Genomic DNA, 19,070 nt, shown 5'->3' on the forward strand with positions numbered 1-19,070 from the left:
CTCAGAGCAATGCCGCCTCGAGTTCGCCGAGCGCCGTCTCCAGGTAGAACAGGATCCGTTGCAGGCTCGGCACCGAGCGGCGGCACCCGATGACACCGAAATCGAGGTTGTCGCCGTTGGTGGTGAGCGTGATGTTGAGGGCCTGCCCGTCCAGCACCACCGACGTCGGGTAGATGCCGTCGAGCCGGGACCCGTTCCAGTACATGGTTTCCCGCGGTCCCGGAACGTTGGAGATGATCACGTTGAACGGCGGCGGCGTGAACCGCACGAATCCGGGCACCGGCGTCAACGCGATCGGCGACATGTTGATCGCGGACCACGCCAGCGCCTGCATCGACGTGAGGCTGCCGAACAGTTCCTTCCCCTGGGACATCGACGCGGAGATCGCCGTCAGCCGGTCGGCCGGGTCGTCGACGTCCGTCGCCAGGTTGCACAACGTGACGCCTACCGCGTTGCCGCCGGCGTCGACCTGCCGCTCGTCGCGCAGCGACACCGGAACCATCGCGATCAGTGGCTTCTCCGGCAGCGCATTCTGCTCGTCCAGGTACCCCCGCAGCGCGCCGGCGCACATGGCCATCACCACGTCGTTGACGCTGACCCCGGCAGCCTTCCGGACCGCGTGTACTCGCTCGAGCGGCCACGACTGCGCGGCGAACCGGCGCGCCCCGCCGATCGGGACGTTGAACATGGTGCGGGGCGCCTCGTACGGGAACTTCATGTCGTGCTGCCCCATCACGGTGCGGGCGATGCGCAGCGACGCCGGCGCCAGACCGGCCACGTCCCCGACCGTGCGACGGACACCGTTCACCACCGACCGGACGTCGGGAACGGAACCGTTGGTGGAGCCTCGGCGCGGCAGATCCCACGGCGGCGGTGCGTCGCGCACGTCGGGGTCGGTCGACAACGTCCGCATCAGCAACCGCAGCCCGGAGACCCCGTCCATCAGCGAATGATGCAGTTTGGTGTAGATGGCGAACCGGCCGTCGTCGAGACCCTCGATCAGATACATCTCCCACAGCGGGCGGTGGCGGTCCAGCAGCGTGCCGTGCAACCGGGACGTCAGCGTGAGCAGTTCCCGCACCCGGTACGGGGACGGGAGAGCCGAATGACGCACGTGGTATTCGAGATCGACGGCCGACTCGTCCGCCCACCACACGTTCCCGAGACTTCCGACGGGACCCGCCGGCTTCTTGCGGAAGGTGGCGTCGACGTCGGTGTGCTTCAGCAGGGTCTCGTGCATCGACTTCACGTAGTCGGGGCCCGCGCCCTCCGGCGGTGTGAACAATTCGAGCGATCCCACGTGCATCGGATGCTCTCGCGACTCGGCCAGCAGGAATATCGAATCGGTAACCGGCATGAGCCCCACCTGGACGTTCACCCCCACTCGGTCACTATCCCATTACGACTTCCGTCTGGATGCTACGTCGGGCGTAGCGTCCGTGCGACCAACTTCGATGTAGATCGTACGGCGCAAAGAGGTGGCACGCCTGAAGGCAGTACGTCGGTGGGAACAGAGGCCGGAACGGAGGCAGGCAATGAGCACTGCGACTTACGAATTCTGTCCGTCACCCGTGCCGGTGACGCGGCGGGAGTTCGCCGGAACCAGCCTGCAGTCGGCGGCCCTCGCGCACACCCTGCGCCGTACCGTCCGGCCGTTCCTCGACGGGTGGGCGCGCTACCCCGAACTCCCGTGGCCCACGGGAGTGGTCGACCTGTTCGGGTACTCCCTCGGTCCGATCCGCGGTACCCAGCGCCGGCCGGTCCGGCTGCCGAACTGCCGCGCCGAATGGATCCGACCGCCGGGTGAACTCGGCGACCGGGCCATCCTCTACCTCCACGGCGGGGCGTTCCTGTGCTGCGGGATCAACTCGCACCGTCAGATGGTGTCCCGGATCGCGGCGGAGTCGCAGGCGTCGACACTGAACGTCGCGTACCGCATGATCCCCCGCAACCCCATCAGGGCGGCCGTCGAGGACGGGGTCGACGGCTACCGGTGGCTGCTCGCGCACGGTTACACGGCGGACCGCATCGTCGTCGCCGGCGACTCGGCCGGCGGATTCCTCACGTTCATGGTCACCCTCGAAGCCCTGCGGCAGGGGTTGCCGCGCCCGGCCGCGGACGTCGCGCTGTCGCCGCTGACCGACCTCGACCCCGTCAACAAGCTGGCCCATCCCAACGCCGACCTCTGCGCCGTCTTCCCCACGCGCGCGGTCGGTGCCCTGTCCAGGCTGATCGAGAGGCTGGACACCCGGGGCGGGCACGAGCCGTCCACGTCACCCGTGGACGGCTCGCTCGCCTCGATGCCGCCGGCGCTGATCCAGACCGGCTCGCAGGAAATGGTGTACGTCGACGCCGAACTGATGTCGGAGCGGCTGTCCCAGGCGGGGGTGCCGTGCGAACTGCAGGTGTGGGAGCGGCAGGTGCACGTCTTCCAGGCCGCGGCCGGCCTGCTGCCCGAGGGCACCCGCGCCATCCGCGAGATCGGCCGGTTCATCCGCAAGGCCACCCCTGTGAGTACTTGTTAACCGCGGGCGGTTAACAAGTACTCACGGGGTGAAGAGGTGGTTCCGGTCGAGCGTGGAACCCGGTGTGCGCTTTCCGCCCCACCCGATCACGGCGCGGTAGGCGCCGAGGGCCCCCGACTCTGCCAGCCCCTCGGCGTCGGTGTGCGTCGAGTCCTCGGGAACCGGGGTCTCGAACGGTGCGACATACAGTGCGTCGGTGGGACAGTTGGCCTCACACATGAAGCACGTCTGACAGTCCTCCTGGTGCGCGACGACGGGAATGCCGTCCGTGCCGCGGCGGAACACGTCCGTCGGACAGACCTTGATGCAGATGTCGCACCGCACGCAGCGGTCGGCGACGACGACCTCGATCACGACGCGACCGTCCCGGCGTCCGCGCGGGCCGTGCCCCGTTCGGGTCGCACCCACACCTCACCGAGCCCGCCGGACAGCAGCCGACGGGTCTGCGCCGGGTCGGTGCCGGGGTGGTCGGTGCGCACGTGCATGCCCCGCGTCTCGGTCCGCGCCCGCGCCGAGTGCGTCGCCCACCGAGCGACCGCCAGCATCGCGGCCGCCGAACGTGACTGCAGCAGTTCCCGTTCGGAGCCGCCGAGCAGATCGGCGGCACCCGACCAGGCCTCGTCGAGCGCGGTCACACTGTCGTGCAGGCTCGTCGCGGTGCGCCGGTAGCTGCGCCGCAGCGGCAGGGTGTGCTCCTGCACGAGTCCGACGATGGCGCGCGACGCCTGCCGGCGGGCCGACGGCCCCCGCAGACCCGCCGTCCCCGCGCCCCGCACGCGGTCGGGAACGGAATGCAGTCGAGCGAACCGGGCCGCGCCGGCGCCCGCCCACGTGCCCGAGGAGATCGCCCACGCCCCGTTGTGGCTGCCGCCGCCGCTGCGACCGCCGGTGATCAGCTCGCGGGTGGCCGCGTCGCCCGCCACGAACAGTCCGGGAACGTCGCCGGCGCAGTCCGTTCCGGTCACGCGGATGCCCCCGGTTCCGCGCACCGTGCCTTCGAGGACGGCGCGCACCGGATACTTCTGCGTGAACGGGTCGATCCCCGCCTTGTCCAGCGGCAGAAAGTAGTTCGGCTGCGACGCTCGCATGGCGGCGCGGATGTCGGGCCGGGCGCGGTCCAGCCTCGCGTACACGGGGCGACCGGTGGCGAGATGTGCCATCGCGGCTCCGCGCGCGGAGAAGCCACCGTCGCCGAGAGGCTGACCGTCCGCGTCGTAGTAGGTGGCGAACTGCATCATCAGGCCCTTGGTGTGCCCGCTCCACGCGGGCGCCAGCGCGTAGGCCGTCGAGAATTCCATGCCGGAGAACGACGCCCCGACCTCCGCGGCCATGAGGAGTCCGTCCCCGGTGTCGACGTTGGTTCCGAAGCTTCCCGACAGGAACGCGCAGCCGCCGGTCGCCACGACCACCGCCCCGGCGCGCACCGACCACGGCGCGTATCCGCTCTGTCGCTGCAGACCGGCGGCGCCGGACACGATGCCGTCGCCGGTGACGAGCAGTTCGAGTGCGGGGCTGTGATCGAGGATGGTGACGCCGGCACGGTGCACACGCCGGCGCATCCGGCGCATGTACTCCGGCCCCTGCAGGCTGGTGCGCACTTCCCGGCCGTCGTCGCCGGACGGAAACCGGTATCCAGCGTCGGCGAGTTCGTCCACCCGGTGGTGGGTCTCCTCGAGCACCCGGTACATCCAGGCCGGCTCGGACAGTCTGCCGCCGTCCTCGAACCGGGCCTGCACGGACCGTTCGCGCGCAGGACCGGGCGGGATGTTCCATAGGTTGTTGCCGCCCGACGCGGTGGGGCCGCTGGTGCCGCAGTACCCCTTGTCGGCGAGAACGACCCGGGCGCCCGCCCGGGCCGCCGACAGTGCCGCCCACGTTCCGGCGGGGCCGCCGCCGAGGACGAGGACGTCGGCGACGATCTCGAGGTCGCTCACGAAGCGAACTGAATGGCCGAGGCAACGACAGCCGCTCCGGTGCGTTCGGTCAGCGGGCGGCGGCGGAACAGGCGGTCGAGCAGAATCATCGTTACCCCCGGTCGGAGCGGTATGGATACCGTTCGATCGTCGGCCGACCGGCTCGTCCGAACAAGGGTTCTCGTCAGCGTGCGCCGAATGCCGGCGGTCGTGCAGCAACGATCGAGCGAACCGTCCCGGACGCGTCGCTACCCGGATACGTGCGGCGGCGGGTGGCACCGCCCTCTATGGTGGACGCATTTGCACGCCGAGGACGGGTAACGCATGGACGACAGGACTGTAGCGGTCGGGGCACTCGCGATCGCCACCGTTTCGGCGGTCTCCGGGCTGATGATCGGTGCCGCAGGCGGCGCGTTCGGCAGTCGCGGGCCGGCGGTCGTGCCGCCGCCGTTGACGTCGGAGGGTCTGCAGGCCGCCGGTACATATCAGGCGGAGCCGGCCAAGACCACGTTTCAGGTGTTCGTCCCGCCGACGCCCACGTGGCAGATGGCCGAGCTCACCACGCCGCGGGCGGTCACGCTCACCACCGAACCGGCACCGGTCACCACCGCACCGCCGCCCACCCCCACGACGACGACCATCGCACCTCCGCCGCCCCCGCTCAGGACCACGATCGTGCCGCCCCCGATCGTCACCGTCGCCCCCGTCACGACACCGGTGACCCAGGCTCCCGTGATCACGACGACCGAAGAGACCATCGAGACGACCGAGGTGACCACGCCGCGGATCGCGGCCGCGCCGCCGGTCACGACGACCACGACGACCACGACGACGCGTCCGGTGATCACGATGCCGCCGATCACCACCCGGCCGCGAGGCTGGTAACCGCTCAGGTACGCCGGCGCCCGATCAGCTGTGCGACGGCCACACCGGCGCCCAGCACGGCGACCAGGGCGCTGAAGACGATCCCGGCGGTGCGCAGGTCGGTGAAGCGGGCCAGCACACCGACACCGACCGCGGGGACTGCCAGCATCACGTAGATCCCCGCGAAGAACGCCGACGACACCCCACCGCGGAATTGCTGTTCGACCCGTTCGACGGTGGTCGCGATCGACGCGTTGAGGCACAGTCCCCCGGCGACGCCGAGCACCACCGACGACGCGAGCAGCGGCAACAGGATCGTGTTCGCCAGCGCGAGGGCCAGTAGTGCCGCGGCGGGGATCAGGGCGAGGCACCCGACGAGCATGGCGGCGGACGTCGACATCCGGCGGGCCAGGAGTTGCCCGACCGCCATGAACAGGAACGTCAGGAACACGACGAGCCCGGCCATCGTGTGGCTCCTGGATCCGAGGTATTCCGTCAGGAACAGCGCCGACACGGCGGTGAGCACACCGGTCACCGCGAACGCCGTTCCGGCGGCGAGTACCGCGGTGACGAAGGCGCCGCGGATCGAGGCGGGAACCTGCAGTCGCCGGGGCCGGATCCGCCACGTCGGACGGATCGCCGGCGCGGGCGCGAAGAACCACAACGCGACTCCCGCGAGGACGGCGAGCACGAGATTCACCACGTAGGGGATGGTGAGCGGGCTCGAGGTGAGGTCGGCGAGGACGCCTGCGCTGAGCGTGCCCAATCCGAGACCGCCGGTGTTCACGGCGACCGCGAGCATTCCGCCGACGGCCTTGCGGTCGGGTGGGAACAGGTCGATCACCGCGGCGGTGCCGGTGCCGGTCATGAGGCCGGCGGACAGCCCGGAGATCACCCGGGCCACCACGAACACCGGAAGCGTCGACGGCAGCAGGAACAGCACGGCACTGACCGCGGCGAGGGCGACCGCGATGAAGAGCACCGGGCGGCGGCCGACGTCGTCGGACAGCCGCCCGAACAGGGCGAGCGCCGCCACGACGCCCACCGCGTACACGGCGAACAGGATCGTGACGGTGAGGGCGCTGAACGACAGCTCCTGCGCGTAGATGGAGTAGAGCGGGGTGGGCAGTGTCGTGCCCATCATCGTGACGAGGAACGCGAACGACGTGGCCCCGACCGCGAGGGCGGACGTCCGCCGGGTGCGCGTTCCGGACACTGCGGGCGAGGACGAAGGCATGGACCGAGCTTTTCGGAGATCGGGAGCGGTGACAAGCCCCGTGCCGGAGTCGGTAAGGTGGCTTCCCGCCGGATTGGGGGGTCCACTCCGGGACCAGGTGTCCAAGGGTCGGAGGTCGGGGATGAACGGCGGGGAGAATTTTCAGTCGGGCTCGTGGGATCACCACGCCATCGGGGCCGCGGTCGACGCCATCGACCCGGCCCGGTCGGGGGCGGTCGCCGCGGCCTGGGACGACCTCGGCCGGGCGTTCCGGGAGTCCGTCTCCGCGTTCGACGACGCGACCCGTGCCGCGGTCGGCAACGGCTGGCGCGGGCGGGCCGCGGACGCGGTGGTGTCGACCCTCGACGACTACGCCGCCCGGGCCGCACACGTGAGCGGGAGATTCGCCGAGGTCGGGAATGCGCTGCGGCAGGCGACCGCCGGCGCCGAAGCGGTGCGCGGCGCGGTCGGTCCGCCCCTCGACCCACCGGCCGACTGGACCCGGGTGCTGCCGGCGAACTGGACCGCGGGCGCCGAGGCCGACGCCGCGGAACAGGACGCGAAGTCGGCCATGCAGACGCTGTACGCGTCGGCGTACCGGGCCGCGGACGAACAACTGCCCGCCGACCCGTTCGCCGCGACACACCCTGCGACGACCGCGCAGCCGGTGGGATTCGATTTCGGGCCGAACGGGGTGCACGGCATTCCCAGTGATCAGCAGGTGGCCGAGCCCGCATCCGATTCCGTCCCGCACAACGAGCACCGGAAGAGCGGCGAGGTCCGTCCTCAGGACTCGCACGAGATCGCACCGGCGGCCCCCGCATCGATCGCGGGCGCGGCACTGGCCGGGGCCGTCGGCGGCGGGGTCGCGCAGTACGCGCACCACGTGGTGGCGTCGCACCGGGCCGCCACCCCCGCACGGCCGAGCCCGCCGGCACCGGCGCCCGAGCGGGAACCCGAGGAGGAATCCCCGACCTACCTCGAAAGCATCGACGAGGCCAGCGAACTCGTCGGGAAGCTGCCGCTCGTCACGCCCGCGGTGATCGGCGAATAGCCGTGGGGTACTGGGTGCTCGGCGGTCCGCAGTTCTCGGCGTTGTGGGCCCGCACCGGCCAGGACCGCATCCCATACCCGTTCGCGGTCACGAGCGAGCTGGCCACCGCCGACGAGTACGACGTCGCGCAGCGCCGGATCCGCGCCGACTTCGCCGGTCCCGAGCACGATCCGCTCGAAGCGGCGTTGCTGGTTCTCGCCGAACCCGACCTCCGTATCGAGATCGCCGGGTCGATCGGTACCGAGGCGACACCGGTCCGCATGGTGGGTGCGCTGTCGCGCGGGCACGCGGTCGCGGCCGTGCAGCATCCTGGTTCCGAGGTGGTGATGCGCCGCTGCGAACCGTACGACCTCGGCCGGCAGCTCATCGCGCAACTTCCCGATACGGACGCGGGAGCCGCGGCGGGCGTCGTGGTCCCGGTCACATCCGACGGGAACGCACCGGCGGCGGCCCGCATCCTCGACCGGCCCGCGACGAGCCAGGGGGTCGTCACCGTCGTCCGGGGGTCGCGACATTCGCCGCGGCCCGTCGGTGGTCTCGCGTGGCGTGACATCGACGGCGACGGCCGGTATCTGGTGTGGGGCGATGCGTCCGTCGCGGTGACACCGGGCACGTCGTGGGACCTCCTCGACGCCGTCACCCGGCTGACCGGACGGATCGCCGCCGGTCACCCCGTCTGACGCCGCCGCACCCTCCTGCGCTGCGGTACGGGCGATCGCCGCTACCGTATAGACCGGAAGAACGTGACTCGTGGCCGACCCGGACGGAGCAGACATGCAGGACTTCGATCTGGATTCGAGCGTGAACCGCGACTGGGCCGAGTTCCAGCGGCGGCTCGCGGACTATCTGGCAGCGATGCAGAACGAGGACCTTCTGGTGCTCGAATCGGGGTTCGAGGAACTCGACGAATCCCGGGGGCTGATGCCGTGCATCCAGTTCGTCGTGTGGGACGGCGACACGGTGCGCTGCGAGATTCCGTCGAACCACTACCTGCACCCCGACCGGGCGCTGACCGATGCCGAGCAGACGTACCTCACCGAGCTGGGCTGGAACCGTCCGACCCGCGGTCCGGACGACGAACCCGACGACGGCTCCCCCGCGTTCTACGTCGACAAGAAACTGTCGTGGTCGGATCAGCTGGCTGCGATGGCGGTGGCCGCGTTCCGCGACGTCTGGGGCATCACGCATCCGGCGTTCCTGAGTACCGAAACGTCGAGCACCGACCCCGACGCCACGTTCGACCCGATAGCGGTGCGGCCGCAGCTGGTCGCGCAGCTCGACCCCGGCGCGGCCGTCGTCCCGCGCGACGCCGAGCATCTGCACGAGCTGATCACGCTCTCGCTCGTACCGATGCTGGGTCTGCTGCCCGAACGCGACCCGGATGGCGACGTCCCGATCCGGATGGGCAACACCATTCTGTTCGTCGGTCCGCTCGCCGACTCCGTCGACGTGCAACTGTTCGCGCCCCTCGTCCACGACATCAGCGACCGCACCCGGGCCGCCGAGGTCACCGCCGACCTCAACCGCACGTGGTCGCGGATCAAGTTCGTGCTGGTGGACGATCGCCTGTCGGCGTTCCTCGAAGTGTCGGGCAACCCGTTCGTTCCGCAGCACCTCACGGACACCTGCAAGACGTTCGCCGAGTTCCTGCGCACCGTCGACGCCGACTTCGCGGCACGGTTCGGGGGCGAACTGTTCTTCACCCGCGAGTCCGCGCCCGACGAGGACCTCGAACCGGAACCCGGAGTTCGGACCGAGAGCCGGATGTCGTCGACGGACCTGCCCAAGGAACTGCTGACGCTGTTCCATCTCGATCCCGGACCAGCGGACGAGAGCGATCCCGCGGTCGTCGCCGACGTCTGCGGTCGCGACCGCGACCGGATCCTCGCGCTCCTCGACACCGGCACCGCCTGGGTCAGTCAGTTGCGCGACGCCGACGACGCGTCGGCGGACCACTGGGAGCGGGTCGTCGGCACCCTGCGGCACGCCCTCCGCACCGTCGTGCGGCCGCCGACCTCCGCACCCGACACGAAACCGCAGCCCGAGCAGATGGGACTGTTCACCAACCCCGAGGAGTAGGCGCTCCGCGCCCGTGCGCGGTCGACGAGTCCCTGGACTCGCGAACCACTCACAGGGGTAACGATCCTCGCAATCGTGACGAATAGGACTTCGGATGCTCCTTCGTTCGGGGTGAGCGCCTGCGACACGGGTGGGGCCAAGTGAGCGACGGGGTGGACAGGCGCAAGGACCGCTGGACGACGGGTCTCGTCGTGGTCTCGATCATGGCGTGCGGGGTGATCGTCGCGGGACAACTCGATTCGGGGCCCGGCACGGCGATACTCGCGGACGCTCCCGGGTTCCCGTCCTATGTCACCCCGCCGGTCGAGTATCCCGTCGACATCCCCGGTTGCGCGACGGTGGAACCGCCGTCGAAGGGAGTGACCTTCTCCGCGTTCGTCGGCGGCGAGCAGAGTTACGACAACCCGCGGTACCCGTGGTTCTCGGCGCTGAAGGCGTCGGCGATGACCGCCGCGGTGCACGACGCGCTGCCGGAGGCCGTGGCAATTCCCTTCGTCAGCCCCACCGAATCGCTGCTGTTCGAGCCGATTCCGGTGTACGACCAGCCGGAGGCGTCGGACGATTTCGGCGGCGTCACCAGCGCGCAGGGACCACTGCTCAGGGATTCGGTCCCCGGCTCGCTGTGGATGTCGGTCAGCAAGGCGGACCGGCCGATTCCGCCGTGTGTCGCCGGGGAACTCGACCGCCGCACGACGCTGCCCGACGGCACGGTGCTGGACGCGGACGACACGTGGACCGAGTACGACGGCCGCCGCACGCTGTCACGGAGCGTCGCCGGCTACTTCCCGGACGGCACGTGGATCCACGCGAACGCCACCGACGAGAACTTCGCCGAGTCCGACCCGGGCGCGAAGTACAGCGGGCAGATCCCCCTGACGATCGACGAACTCACCGCCGTCGTGTTGCGCCCCGAACTGCGGGTGAGCACACAGGTTCCGGCGGGTACCCCGCCTCCCCCGACGTCGTGTGGATCCGGGGGCGGCTCGGACGACGACGGACCGGCGCTGACCCGCGAGGACCTGGACCGCCTGAATGCCGTGCTCGATGCCGCCTGGCGCGATCGGGGCATCGCGCTGTCGCAACCGCTCGGATCGCTGCAACTGGCCGAGTACAGCGACAACGCGGTGTGCGAGAACGTCGACGTCACCACCCCGGGATCGGAGGGCACCCTGCGACTCTCGATCGAGGGCGGCTACACCGTTCCGGACGTGCCGGACAAGTACGACCCGTCCTACGACCCGATGGTCGCGGAGGCCACGCGGCTGCCCGACGGCTCGGTGCTGGAGCGGCGCGACGGGTACACGTCCGCAGCCGTCGAACCCGGAAACCCGGACGCCGCCGAGGCGGGCCGGTACGTGACGCTGACGCGGCCGTCGGGCACCCGGGTCTCCATCAGCTCGACCTCGACGCACCCGGCCACGCCGCTGCCCTACGAGCTTCTCGAATCCCTGGCCACGACACCCGGATTGGAGCTGTAGCCGACATGGGCGTCGACAAGAGCACCCGAAACCTCTGGGCCGCAGCGCTCGTGGCGGTCGTGACTGTGGCCGGCGCCGTCGTCACCGTGGTCGCGCACGAACCGGAGCATCCGGAGGTGAACATCCCCGGACTGACCGGCTTCGTAGGCGCCGACGCCCCGGAGGCGTCGCCCGGCGCACCGCGCGCGGAGTGGTCGCTGGACGCGGCCGCGACGTACGACCGGCAGTTCGCCGTCTTCCGCAACCCGGTGCACGGCAGCGGATTCGATTCGGGTGAACCGGGTTTCGTCGACGCCGGACCGGTCCTGGTCACCATGGTCGGGCTGGTGAATCAGCAGACGTCGGGACTGGATGAGACCAGGCTGGTCGGGGTGGACGCCGGCACCGGAACGGTGCGCTGGGAGGCACCGGTCGAGCCCCTGGGCGGGTGCGCCGACACCCTCGCCGCCGGGCGGATGATCTGCTACACGACCCCGTTCGAGGACTCCCCTGCCCTTCTCACCGTCGACACCCAGACCGGATCCGTGACCCGCACGCCGACCGACTGGACGATCCTCGCGCTGACGGTCGCCGACGACTGGGTGTACGTCATGGAAGGCGACCCGGAATCCGACGACATCCGGGTGCACAGCGGCATCCCCACCGATCCCGACAGCCGCTGGTCGCAGCGATTCGATCTCGGGTCCGCGTGGGAGGACGCGTTCGGCCACCTCATGAGCACCGACCACGGTCAGGGGGTGCTCGAACTCGGCGGCGAGGCGGCGGGGTTCGATCTCGCGACCGGACGTCCGACGTTCACCCGCACACTGCCCGATTGCACGCAGTCCGCCCGGGCCACCGAGGGCGGGGTGGTCGTCCGCGTCCACAGCGACTGCAATCTCAGCGCGGTGCTCGGTTCGGAGGCCGTCGATCGCACCGGACGCGTCCTCGCGACGTCGGACGTGGCCGCCGTGCACGCCCTGGACATCGACCGCCCCGCCGACACCACGATTCCGGTGCTGCTCGGCGACGGCGCCTACGACCGCGGGACGGGCGAACTGCGATGGACGAGCCCCGATCTCGTGTCGACGCCGCACGTCAACACGCCGGAGTCGTACGGCCCGAACGCGACGCAGGGCACCGCCTTCGCCGTCGTCGGGGACGTCGCGTTGCTGCGCGACATCGAAGGCAAGACGCAATCCGCCATCGACCTGAGGTCCGGGGAACGGTTGTGGCGCAGGCACTCCGACTCGTCCGGCACCGCGATCGCCGCGGAGGGCGATACCGCGGTCGTGCTCGAATCCGACATGCTGCGCGGCGAGAACGTGCGGTCGGGCGAGGAACTGTGGACGCTTCCGCTGCGGACCGTGATCGACGACGACGCGTGGGACAGCACACCCGTGGTCGCGGCGTCGGATGTCGGCCTGGTCTACCTGACGTCGGGGACGATGGTCGGGTTGGGTACGGCCGGGTGACGGACTACCCGGTGGACGCGTCCCGCGCACCGAGACGCCACAGCGACGTCACTTCCCGCTTGCGGGCGGCGTGCAGCGCGTCCGTGCGGTCGGCGACCTTGCCGTGCCGGGGCGCGACGTCCCGCCGCCCGAGGACGGTGAGGCCCGCGTCGTCGATCAGGGTCAGTAATTCCTCGCGGGTCCGGAGGCCGAGGTGCTCGGCGATGTCGGACAGGACGAGCCACCCCTCTCCCCCGGGCTCGAGATGCTCGGCGAGGCCGGCGAGGAATCCGCGGAGCATCCGGCTGTCCGGGTCGTAGATCGCGTACTCGATCGGCGACGTGGGGCGGGCGGGGATCCACGGCGGGTTGCACACCACCAGCGGCGCTCTCCCCTCGGGGAACAGATCGGTCTCCACCACCTGCACGCGGTCGGAGTAGCCGAGCCGGTCCAGATTCGCCCGGGCGCACGCCAGTGCGTTCGCGTCGAGTTCGGTCGCGATCACCTTCTCGACGCCGCGGTGCGCGAGGACCGCGGCCAGCACCCCGGTGCCGGTGCCGACGTCGAACGCCGTCGCGAGCGACGGCAGCGGGGTGTCGGCGACGAGGTCGACGTATTCGCCGCGAATCGGTGAGAACACGCCGTAGCCGGGGTGGATACGCGCACCGAGCGCGGGGATCTCGACGCCCTTCTTCTGCCACTCGTGGGCGCCGATCGCGCCCAGCAGATCACGCAGGCTGGCAACGGTGGGCTGATCCGTCGCTCCGAACGCGTCGCGCACGGCCTGCCGGACGTCGGGGGCGCGGCGCAGCGGGACGGTCTGGTCGGCGTCGAACGGCACCAGCAGCATCCCGAGGATGTTCGCCCGCCGCGACTGCGTCTGCCGGTGCAGGTGGAACGCGGTCGCGGGGTCGGTCGACGTCCTGCGGGCCTTCCGGTCCGTGCGCGCGGCGACGGCGGTACCGAGTTGGCGGGCGTTGTGGAAATCTCCCCGCCACAGCAGCGCTGTCCCCTCACACGCCAGGCGGTACGCCTCGTCGGCGGTCATCGAGTCGTCGGCCACCCGGACCTTCTTCGGCGGCGTCGCTCCGCTGGTGGACCGCCACACCGCCGAATGCTCGATGCCGTCCTCGGTCCAGCGGACGAACTCGTTTTCCATCGCACCACCATAGGCGCTTCGCGCCCGTGCGCCTTTTTGGTAGCCGGAACTGCCAGAAAGGCGCACGGGCGGCGGAGCCGCCTACCGGGCTGCGGCGATCCGGGCCTCGGCGACGGCGTCGGCTGCGGCGCCGGCGAGGATGCCGTCCCGCTTCGCGACGTCGAGGATCTGCACGACGGTGGCGAAGATCTTCTCGACCTGTGCGCGGACGTCGGCGGCGGAGGTGCCGAGTCGTTCTCCCGCGACCTGGATGAGTCCGCCGCCGTTGGCGACGTAATCGGGGACCCAGGTGATGCCGCGTTCGCCGAGGTCGTGCTCGACCGCGGGGTGGGCGAGCTGGTTGTTCGCGGCCCCGCAGATGATGTCGGCGGTGATCGCGGCGACGGATTCGTCGGTGAGGGTGGCGCCCATCGCGCAGGGCGCGTAGACGTCGAGTTCCCGGTCGATGACGGTGGATGCGATCGCGACCTCGGGGAAGTCGCGGGCCACCCGGTCGAGGGCGGCGGTGTTGACGTCGGTGGCGACCACCGACGCGCCGTCGGCGAGCAGCAGCTTGATCAGCTGGTAGCCGACCTTGCCGGTGCCCTCGACGCCGACGGTGCGGCCGGCGAGGCTCGGAGTTCCCCATCTGGCCTGTGCGGCGGCGCGCATGCCCTGGAAGACGCCGAGCGCGGTCATCGGGGCGCTGTCGCCGGACCCTCCCGCGGCCGTGTTGCGTCCGACGACGTAGTCGGTGGCGCGGCCCATCACATCGAGGTCGTCGGAGTTGGTGCCCACGTCACCGGCGGTGATGTACCGGCCGCCGAGGGTCTGGACGAAGCGGGCGTACGCCTCGAGCAGCGCCTCCGACTTTCCGGTGGCGGGGTCGCCGATGATGACGGCCTTGCCGCCGCCGAGGTCGACTCCGGCGATCGCGGACTTGTAGGTCATGCCGCGGGACAGGCGCAGCACGTCCTTGAGGGCGGCGGCCTCGTCGGTGTACGGGTAGAAGCGGGTGCCGCCGAGCGCCGGGCCGAGGGTGGTGTCGTGGATCGCGACGATCGCCTTGAGTCCGGTGGCGGGGTCCTGGAAGAACGTCACCTGCTCGTGGGCGGTGTCGGTGGGGAAATCGGTGCGCTCGAACACTCCGGCGTTGTCGGGCAGTGCGGTGTCGTGACGTTCCGCGGTGAGACTCATGTCTTCTCAGGACCTTTCCGGAGTGGTGGCGATGGTGATGGTGGAGGTGTCGACGCCGAGTTCGGCGAGACGCTGGAGGTAGACGGTGACGTTGCGCAGCTTCACGTCCTCGTAGCCCCGGACGAGGTCGGGAGCGTCGGCGATCAGCGTGGCGGTGTCGTAGGTGTCGGCGGTCAGGCCGGCGACGAGGCCGGCGACCGTGGTCTCGTAGTGCGCGAGCAGTTGACGCTCGAGACGACGGACCTTGGCGTAACCGAAGGGGTCGAACGCGGTGCCGCGCAGGAACTTCGCCTTGGCGAGGGTCTTGAGCGCGACGTGCGAGCGGGGACCGAAGCCGATCTTGCTCTTGCGGCCCATGGCCTTGAGGACGGGCGGGTGCAGCTTGTAGGTGAGCTTGCCGGCGCCGGGGACCTCGCCGGCGGCGGCGTCGAGGAAGGCCTGGTCGGTGAGCATCCGGGCCACTTCGTACTCGTCCTTGTAGGCGGTGAGCTTGTGCAGTCCGGCGGCGACGGCCTCGCTGAACTCGGTCCGGGCACCCAGTGCGCGCTCGGCGTCCCACGCCTGCTGCACGAGGGTGATGTAGCGGGCGGCGACGCGGTCACCCTGGAAGGCAACGAGATTCGCGGCGCGGCGTTCGGTGAGCTCGAGCGTCGCACCACCCAGGGTGGATCCGGCGAACAGGTGAGTCGGGACGACGGTGTCGCTGCGCTGCGGCACGGCGGCCGAGCTGGTGGCGGCGAGGAAGGCCTCCCGGTCGGCGACGGCGACGCGACCCCAGTGGAATGCGGCCTTGTTGGACTCGACGGCGACCCCGTTGATCTCGAGGGCCTCCTCGATGAACCGGGCGGGGACGGGCAGTCCGCCGGCCTGGTAGGCGGCGCCGACCAGCAGGAAGTTGGCGGCGGCGGTGCTGCCGAACAGTGCGGTGGCGGCGGCGAGTCCGTCGATCGCGGTGAGTTCGCGGGCCGAGACGTCGAGACGCTCGAGCAGCTTGTCCTCGTCGGGGTAGCGGACGGCGGGGTCGTAGACCATGTCGCCGGTGGGGGTCTGGCTGGTCGACGCGACGGTGATGGTGCGGTCGGAGCTGCCGAAGCCGGCGTACTTGGCGTCGGCCGCGGTCAGCAGGTCGAACGCGAGGACGCAGTCGGCGGTCGCGGGGCTGATCCGGTTGGACGGCGCCGAGCTTCCCGACCGTGTCTTCTGATCACTGAGCCGCAGGTGCGAGGTGACGGGTCCGGCCTTCTGGCTGAGACCGGTCTGGTCGAGTCCCTCGACGTGCAGTCCGGCGCGCAGCGCGGCCATGCCGAGCACCTGGTTGACGGTGACGATGCCGGTACCACCGACGCCGGCCATGAACAGGTTGTGCGTTCCGGTCCACACGGCGGGATCGGGGTCGCCGATCTCCGGCGGAACGGGGATCTCGCGCAGCGTCTTCGGTGCGCCTTCCTCGGGCAGCTCGACCGTCACGAACGACGGGCAGTCACCCTCGAGGCAGGAGTAGTCGGTGTTGCAGCTGGTCTGGTCGATCTTGGTCTTGCGGCCGAACTCGGTGTCGACGGGCTGCACCGACAGGCAGTTGGACTTGACGCCGCAGTCGCCGCAGCCCTCGCAGACGGCCTCGTTGATGACGACGCGGGTGCGGCGGGCGGGGAGCTTGCCGCGCTTGCGCTTGCGTCGGGCCTCGGCGGCGCACTGCTGGTCGAAGATCAGCACGGTGACGCCCTCGATGTCTCGGAGGACGCGCTGCGCCTCGTCGAGCCGGGTGCGGTCCCACAGCAGGGTGTTGGCGGCGAAGTGGGCGCCCTTGTGCCGCTTGGGGTCCTCGGCGCAGACGATGATCTGCTTGACGCCCTCGGACGCCAGCTTGTGGGTCAGCTGCGGCACGGTCAGCCCGGCCTCGGCGTCCTGCGCGCCGGTCATCGCGACGGCGGAGTTGTAGAGCACCTTGTAGGTGATGTTGACTCCGGCGGCGACGCACGCCTGCACGGCGAGCTGGCCGGAGTGGAAGTAGGTGCCGTCGCCGACGTTCTGGAACATGTGCTTGACGTCGCTGAACGGGGCCTGCCCGATCCACTGTGCGCCCTCGCCGCCCATCTGGGTGAGCATCGTGACGGCGCTGTCGGTGCGGCCGGACATCGTGACCAGCGTGTGGCAGCCGATGCCGCCGCCCGCGATCGATCCCTCGGGCACCGCGGTGGAGCGGTTGTGCGGGCAGCCGGAGCAGAAGTACGGGGTGCGCGACGTCGGGAGGACGGTCAGCTCGAGGCGCGGCGGCGGGGCCGGTGTCAGCGCGACCCGATCCTTCAGGACGCGGCGCAGCGGTCCGGTGAGACGCGCGGCGGTCAGTTCACCGTCGACGGGGATCAGGTTCTTGCCCTGCGCGTTCTTCTTCCCCAGCACGGCGGGTGCGCTGGTGCCGCCGTAGAGGATGTCCTTGAGCTGGGACTCGACGAACGGCATCTTCTCCTCGACGACGAGGACCTGCTCGACGCCGTCGGCGAGTTCGCGAACCTGGTCGGCACCCAGCGGGTACGGCATGCCGACGCGGAGGATGCGGATGCCGGCGTCCTCGAGCTGGGAGTCGCCGAGTCCGAGGTCGAGCAGGGCCTGGCGCAGGGAGTCGTAGGCGGTGCCGACGGCGGCGATGCCCAGCCACGCGTTGCGCGGGTTGACCTCGATCTTGTCGATCTCGTTGGCGGCGTTGAACGCCTCGACCATCGCCCAGCGCGGCCCGTACAGGTCGGCCTCGGCGTAGACGCTGTCGGGCGGGGACGCGAGCACGCGCTGCCGGTACGACCACGGCTTGCCGTTCCACTCGATCTCGGGGAGCACGATGTCGAGGTCGGCGAAGTCGCGGTCGAGAGTCCACAGTCCGTCGGCCACGTCGGCGACGATCTTCATGCCCGACCAGCAGCCGGAGATCCGGGACAGCGCCACCCCGTACAGGCCGAAGGTGATGACCTCCTCGGCGTTGCGCGGGAAGAACACCGGCATGCCCATCGCGGCCATGGACCGCTCGCTGGCGCACGGGATGGTGGAGGACTTGGCGTTGGGGTCGTCGCCGACGAGGACGAGGACGCCGCCGCGGGCGTTCGCGCCGTACATCGCGGCGTGCCGGATGGAGTCGCTGGCGCGGTCGAGTCCGGGACCCTTGCCGTACCAGACGCCGACGACGCCGTCGTGGGTGCGCTCGCCCTGCGGGAGGTCTACCTGGCTGCCCCAGACGGACGTCGCGGCGAGTTCCTCGTTCATGCCGGGCACGAACTTGACGTCGTGGTCAGTGCTCAACGTGGGGATGGCGGCGATGGTGCGGTCGAGGCCGGCGAGGGGGCTGCCCTGGTAGCCGGAGACGAACGTCGCGACGTTCAGACCGGCGCGGCGGTCGCGTTCGTGCTGCTCCACCAACTGGCGGGCGATGGCCTGGACACCGGTCATCAACACCGGGCCCGAATCGGCCCGGTATCGGTCGGCGAGATCAAAGGATGCTGCACTGGTACGAGCGTCGTCTAGCTGAGTCATTGCGATTCCCGATCCGTCGCGTTGAGCATTTCGTGAGCTTGATCCTGTATCTGCTCTATGATTTGGTCAACGCAAATCGGATGAACTGATCAGTTCACGCAATCGGTGACGGTCGTCACTTCCCGGAGGTGCCCAAAGTGCTCAGCATCGACAAGCTCGACGTGCAGTTGCTCGGACTGCTCGGCAAGGACTCACGCATGAGCGTGGCCGAACTCGCCAACTCGCTGGGCGTCGCCCGCAACACCGTGCAGTCCCGGATGAAGCGGATGGAGACCAGCGGACTGCTCACCGGTTTCCGCCCCAACCTCGACCTCGCCGAGGTCGGGATTCCCATCCAGGCGTTCGTGGGGCTGGAACTCGAGCAGGGCAAGCTGACCGCCGTCGGCAACCGTCTCGTCGACCTGCCCGAGGTCATCGAGATCCACGCGACCACCGGTCGCGAAGACCTGCTGGTGCGGGTGGCGACGTCCACGCACGCGGAACTGCAGAAGTTGCTCGAGAAGATCGCGAACCTGCCCGGCATCACGCACTCGACCACCACGATCGCGTTGACCAGCCCGCTGCCGTACCGCATTCAGCCGCTGCTCGAGCACCTCACCGACGACTCGGGGTGGGGTCGGTCGACGGCACTGCCCCGTTCACAGCGCTGACACC

At 70.3% G+C, this 19,070-nt stretch carries 15 protein-coding genes; 8 read left to right on the forward strand and 7 right to left on the reverse strand.

Translation table 11 applies throughout. The annotated features are described in order from the left end of the window. Position 1: 1 nt before the first annotated feature. Positions 2-1,357 carry a wax ester/triacylglycerol synthase family O-acyltransferase gene (locus tag ACFTWF_RS17665; protein ID WP_378462487.1) on the reverse strand — a complete coding sequence of 452 codons (1,356 nt, stop codon included), beginning with the start codon at positions 1,355-1,357 and terminating at the stop codon, positions 2-4. 178 nt (positions 1,358-1,535) lie between these two features. Between ACFTWF_RS17665 and ACFTWF_RS17670 the strand changes: the two genes are divergently transcribed. Continuing rightward, entirely contained in the window at positions 1,536-2,525 is a 990-nt protein-coding gene (locus ACFTWF_RS17670) for an alpha/beta hydrolase (RefSeq protein WP_378462488.1), read from the forward strand. 21 nt (positions 2,526-2,546) lie between these two features. On the opposite strand, the gene ACFTWF_RS17675 is transcribed toward ACFTWF_RS17670, so the two are convergent. After that, positions 2,547-2,879: a ferredoxin family protein gene (locus tag ACFTWF_RS17675; protein ID WP_378462489.1), complete on the reverse strand. Its 333-nt coding sequence runs from the start codon at positions 2,877-2,879 to the stop codon at positions 2,547-2,549. Next, complete coding sequence (locus ACFTWF_RS17680) at positions 2,876-4,459, reverse strand: FAD-binding protein (RefSeq protein ID WP_378462490.1); 1,584 nt, start codon at positions 4,457-4,459, stop codon at positions 2,876-2,878. Before ACFTWF_RS17680 ends, ACFTWF_RS17675 begins: the two co-directional genes overlap by 4 nt. A 303-nt stretch (positions 4,460-4,762) precedes the next feature. Between ACFTWF_RS17680 and ACFTWF_RS17685 the strand changes: the two genes are divergently transcribed. Then, a complete protein-coding gene (locus ACFTWF_RS17685; protein ID WP_378462491.1) occupies positions 4,763-5,323 on the forward strand; it encodes a hypothetical protein in 561 nt (186 codons plus the stop codon). A gap of 4 nt (positions 5,324-5,327) precedes the next feature. Here the strand turns inward: ACFTWF_RS17685 and ACFTWF_RS17690 are convergent, their stop codons facing one another. Beyond that, the gene (locus ACFTWF_RS17690) at positions 5,328-6,539 is read right to left on the reverse strand and encodes an MFS transporter (protein ID WP_378462492.1); all 1,212 of its coding nucleotides are present in this window, start codon (positions 6,537-6,539) and stop codon (positions 5,328-5,330) included. Between the two features lie 121 nt (positions 6,540-6,660). Here ACFTWF_RS17690 and ACFTWF_RS17695 point away from each other — a divergent pair, with 121 nt between their 5' ends. The 5 genes from ACFTWF_RS17695 to ACFTWF_RS17715 all read left to right on the forward strand — a co-directional run bounded on the left by ACFTWF_RS17695 (position 6,661) and on the right by ACFTWF_RS17715 (position 12,583). Then, the gene (locus ACFTWF_RS17695) at positions 6,661-7,572 is read left to right on the forward strand and encodes a hypothetical protein (RefSeq protein ID WP_378462493.1); all 912 of its coding nucleotides are present in this window, start codon (positions 6,661-6,663) and stop codon (positions 7,570-7,572) included. Positions 7,573-7,586: 14 nt separating this feature from the next. Further along, positions 7,587-8,252 carry an ESX secretion-associated protein EspG gene (locus ACFTWF_RS17700; RefSeq protein ID WP_378462636.1) on the forward strand — a complete coding sequence of 222 codons (666 nt, stop codon included), beginning with the start codon at positions 7,587-7,589 and terminating at the stop codon, positions 8,250-8,252. Between the two features lie 70 nt (positions 8,253-8,322). Next, positions 8,323-9,651 (forward strand): hypothetical protein, encoded by a 1,329-nt coding sequence (locus tag ACFTWF_RS17705; protein ID WP_378462494.1) that lies wholly within the window; start codon positions 8,323-8,325, stop codon positions 9,649-9,651. A gap of 140 nt (positions 9,652-9,791) precedes the next feature. Further along, a complete protein-coding gene (locus ACFTWF_RS17710) occupies positions 9,792-11,129 on the forward strand; it encodes a hypothetical protein (RefSeq protein WP_378462495.1) in 1,338 nt (445 codons plus the stop codon). A 5-nt stretch (positions 11,130-11,134) separates the two neighbouring features. Then, the gene (locus tag ACFTWF_RS17715) at positions 11,135-12,583 is read left to right on the forward strand and encodes a PQQ-binding-like beta-propeller repeat protein (protein ID WP_378462496.1); all 1,449 of its coding nucleotides are present in this window, start codon (positions 11,135-11,137) and stop codon (positions 12,581-12,583) included. A gap of 4 nt (positions 12,584-12,587) precedes the next feature. Here the strand turns inward: ACFTWF_RS17715 and ACFTWF_RS17720 are convergent, their stop codons facing one another. The 3 genes from ACFTWF_RS17720 to ACFTWF_RS17730 all read right to left on the reverse strand — a co-directional run bounded on the left by ACFTWF_RS17720 (position 12,588) and on the right by ACFTWF_RS17730 (position 18,416). Then, a complete protein-coding gene (locus tag ACFTWF_RS17720) occupies positions 12,588-13,721 on the reverse strand; it encodes a methyltransferase (RefSeq protein ID WP_378462497.1) in 1,134 nt (377 codons plus the stop codon). A gap of 81 nt (positions 13,722-13,802) precedes the next feature. Further along, on the reverse strand, positions 13,803-14,897 hold the full coding sequence (locus tag ACFTWF_RS17725; RefSeq protein ID WP_378462498.1) for a Glu/Leu/Phe/Val dehydrogenase: 1,095 nt from the start codon (positions 14,895-14,897) through the stop codon (positions 13,803-13,805). Between the two features lie 6 nt (positions 14,898-14,903). Then, entirely contained in the window at positions 14,904-18,416 is a 3,513-nt protein-coding gene (locus tag ACFTWF_RS17730; protein WP_378462499.1) for an indolepyruvate ferredoxin oxidoreductase family protein, read from the reverse strand. 137 nt (positions 18,417-18,553) lie between these two features. On the opposite strand from ACFTWF_RS17730, the gene ACFTWF_RS17735 reads away from it, so the two are divergent. Beyond that, positions 18,554-19,066, forward strand: coding sequence for an Lrp/AsnC family transcriptional regulator (locus ACFTWF_RS17735; protein ID WP_005252722.1), 513 nt, complete (start codon positions 18,554-18,556; stop codon positions 19,064-19,066). Positions 19,067-19,070 lie beyond the last annotated feature (4 nt).

Source organism: Rhodococcus sp. NPDC056960 (assembly GCF_042674125.1).
Lineage (GTDB): Bacteria > Actinomycetota > Actinomycetes > Mycobacteriales > Mycobacteriaceae > Rhodococcus_F.

Coding starts and splice junctions, on each gene's coding strand:
- ACFTWF_RS17665 (WP_378462487.1), bottom strand. CDS start 1,357: ATGCCGGTTACCGATTCGATATTCCTGCTGGCCGAGTCGCGAGAGCAT.
- ACFTWF_RS17670 (WP_378462488.1), top strand. CDS start 1,536: ATGAGCACTGCGACTTACGAATTCTGTCCGTCACCCGTGCCGGTGACG.
- ACFTWF_RS17685 (WP_378462491.1), top strand. CDS start 4,763: ATGGACGACAGGACTGTAGCGGTCGGGGCACTCGCGATCGCCACCGTT.
- ACFTWF_RS17690 (WP_378462492.1), bottom strand. CDS start 6,539: ATGCCTTCGTCCTCGCCCGCAGTGTCCGGAACGCGCACCCGGCGGACG.
- ACFTWF_RS17695 (WP_378462493.1), top strand. CDS start 6,661: ATGAACGGCGGGGAGAATTTTCAGTCGGGCTCGTGGGATCACCACGCC.
- ACFTWF_RS17715 (WP_378462496.1), top strand. CDS start 11,135: ATGGGCGTCGACAAGAGCACCCGAAACCTCTGGGCCGCAGCGCTCGTG.
- ACFTWF_RS17720 (WP_378462497.1), bottom strand. CDS start 13,721: ATGGAAAACGAGTTCGTCCGCTGGACCGAGGACGGCATCGAGCATTCG.
- ACFTWF_RS17725 (WP_378462498.1), bottom strand. CDS start 14,897: ATGAGTCTCACCGCGGAACGTCACGACACCGCACTGCCCGACAACGCC.
- ACFTWF_RS17730 (WP_378462499.1), bottom strand. CDS start 18,416: ATGACTCAGCTAGACGACGCTCGTACCAGTGCAGCATCCTTTGATCTC.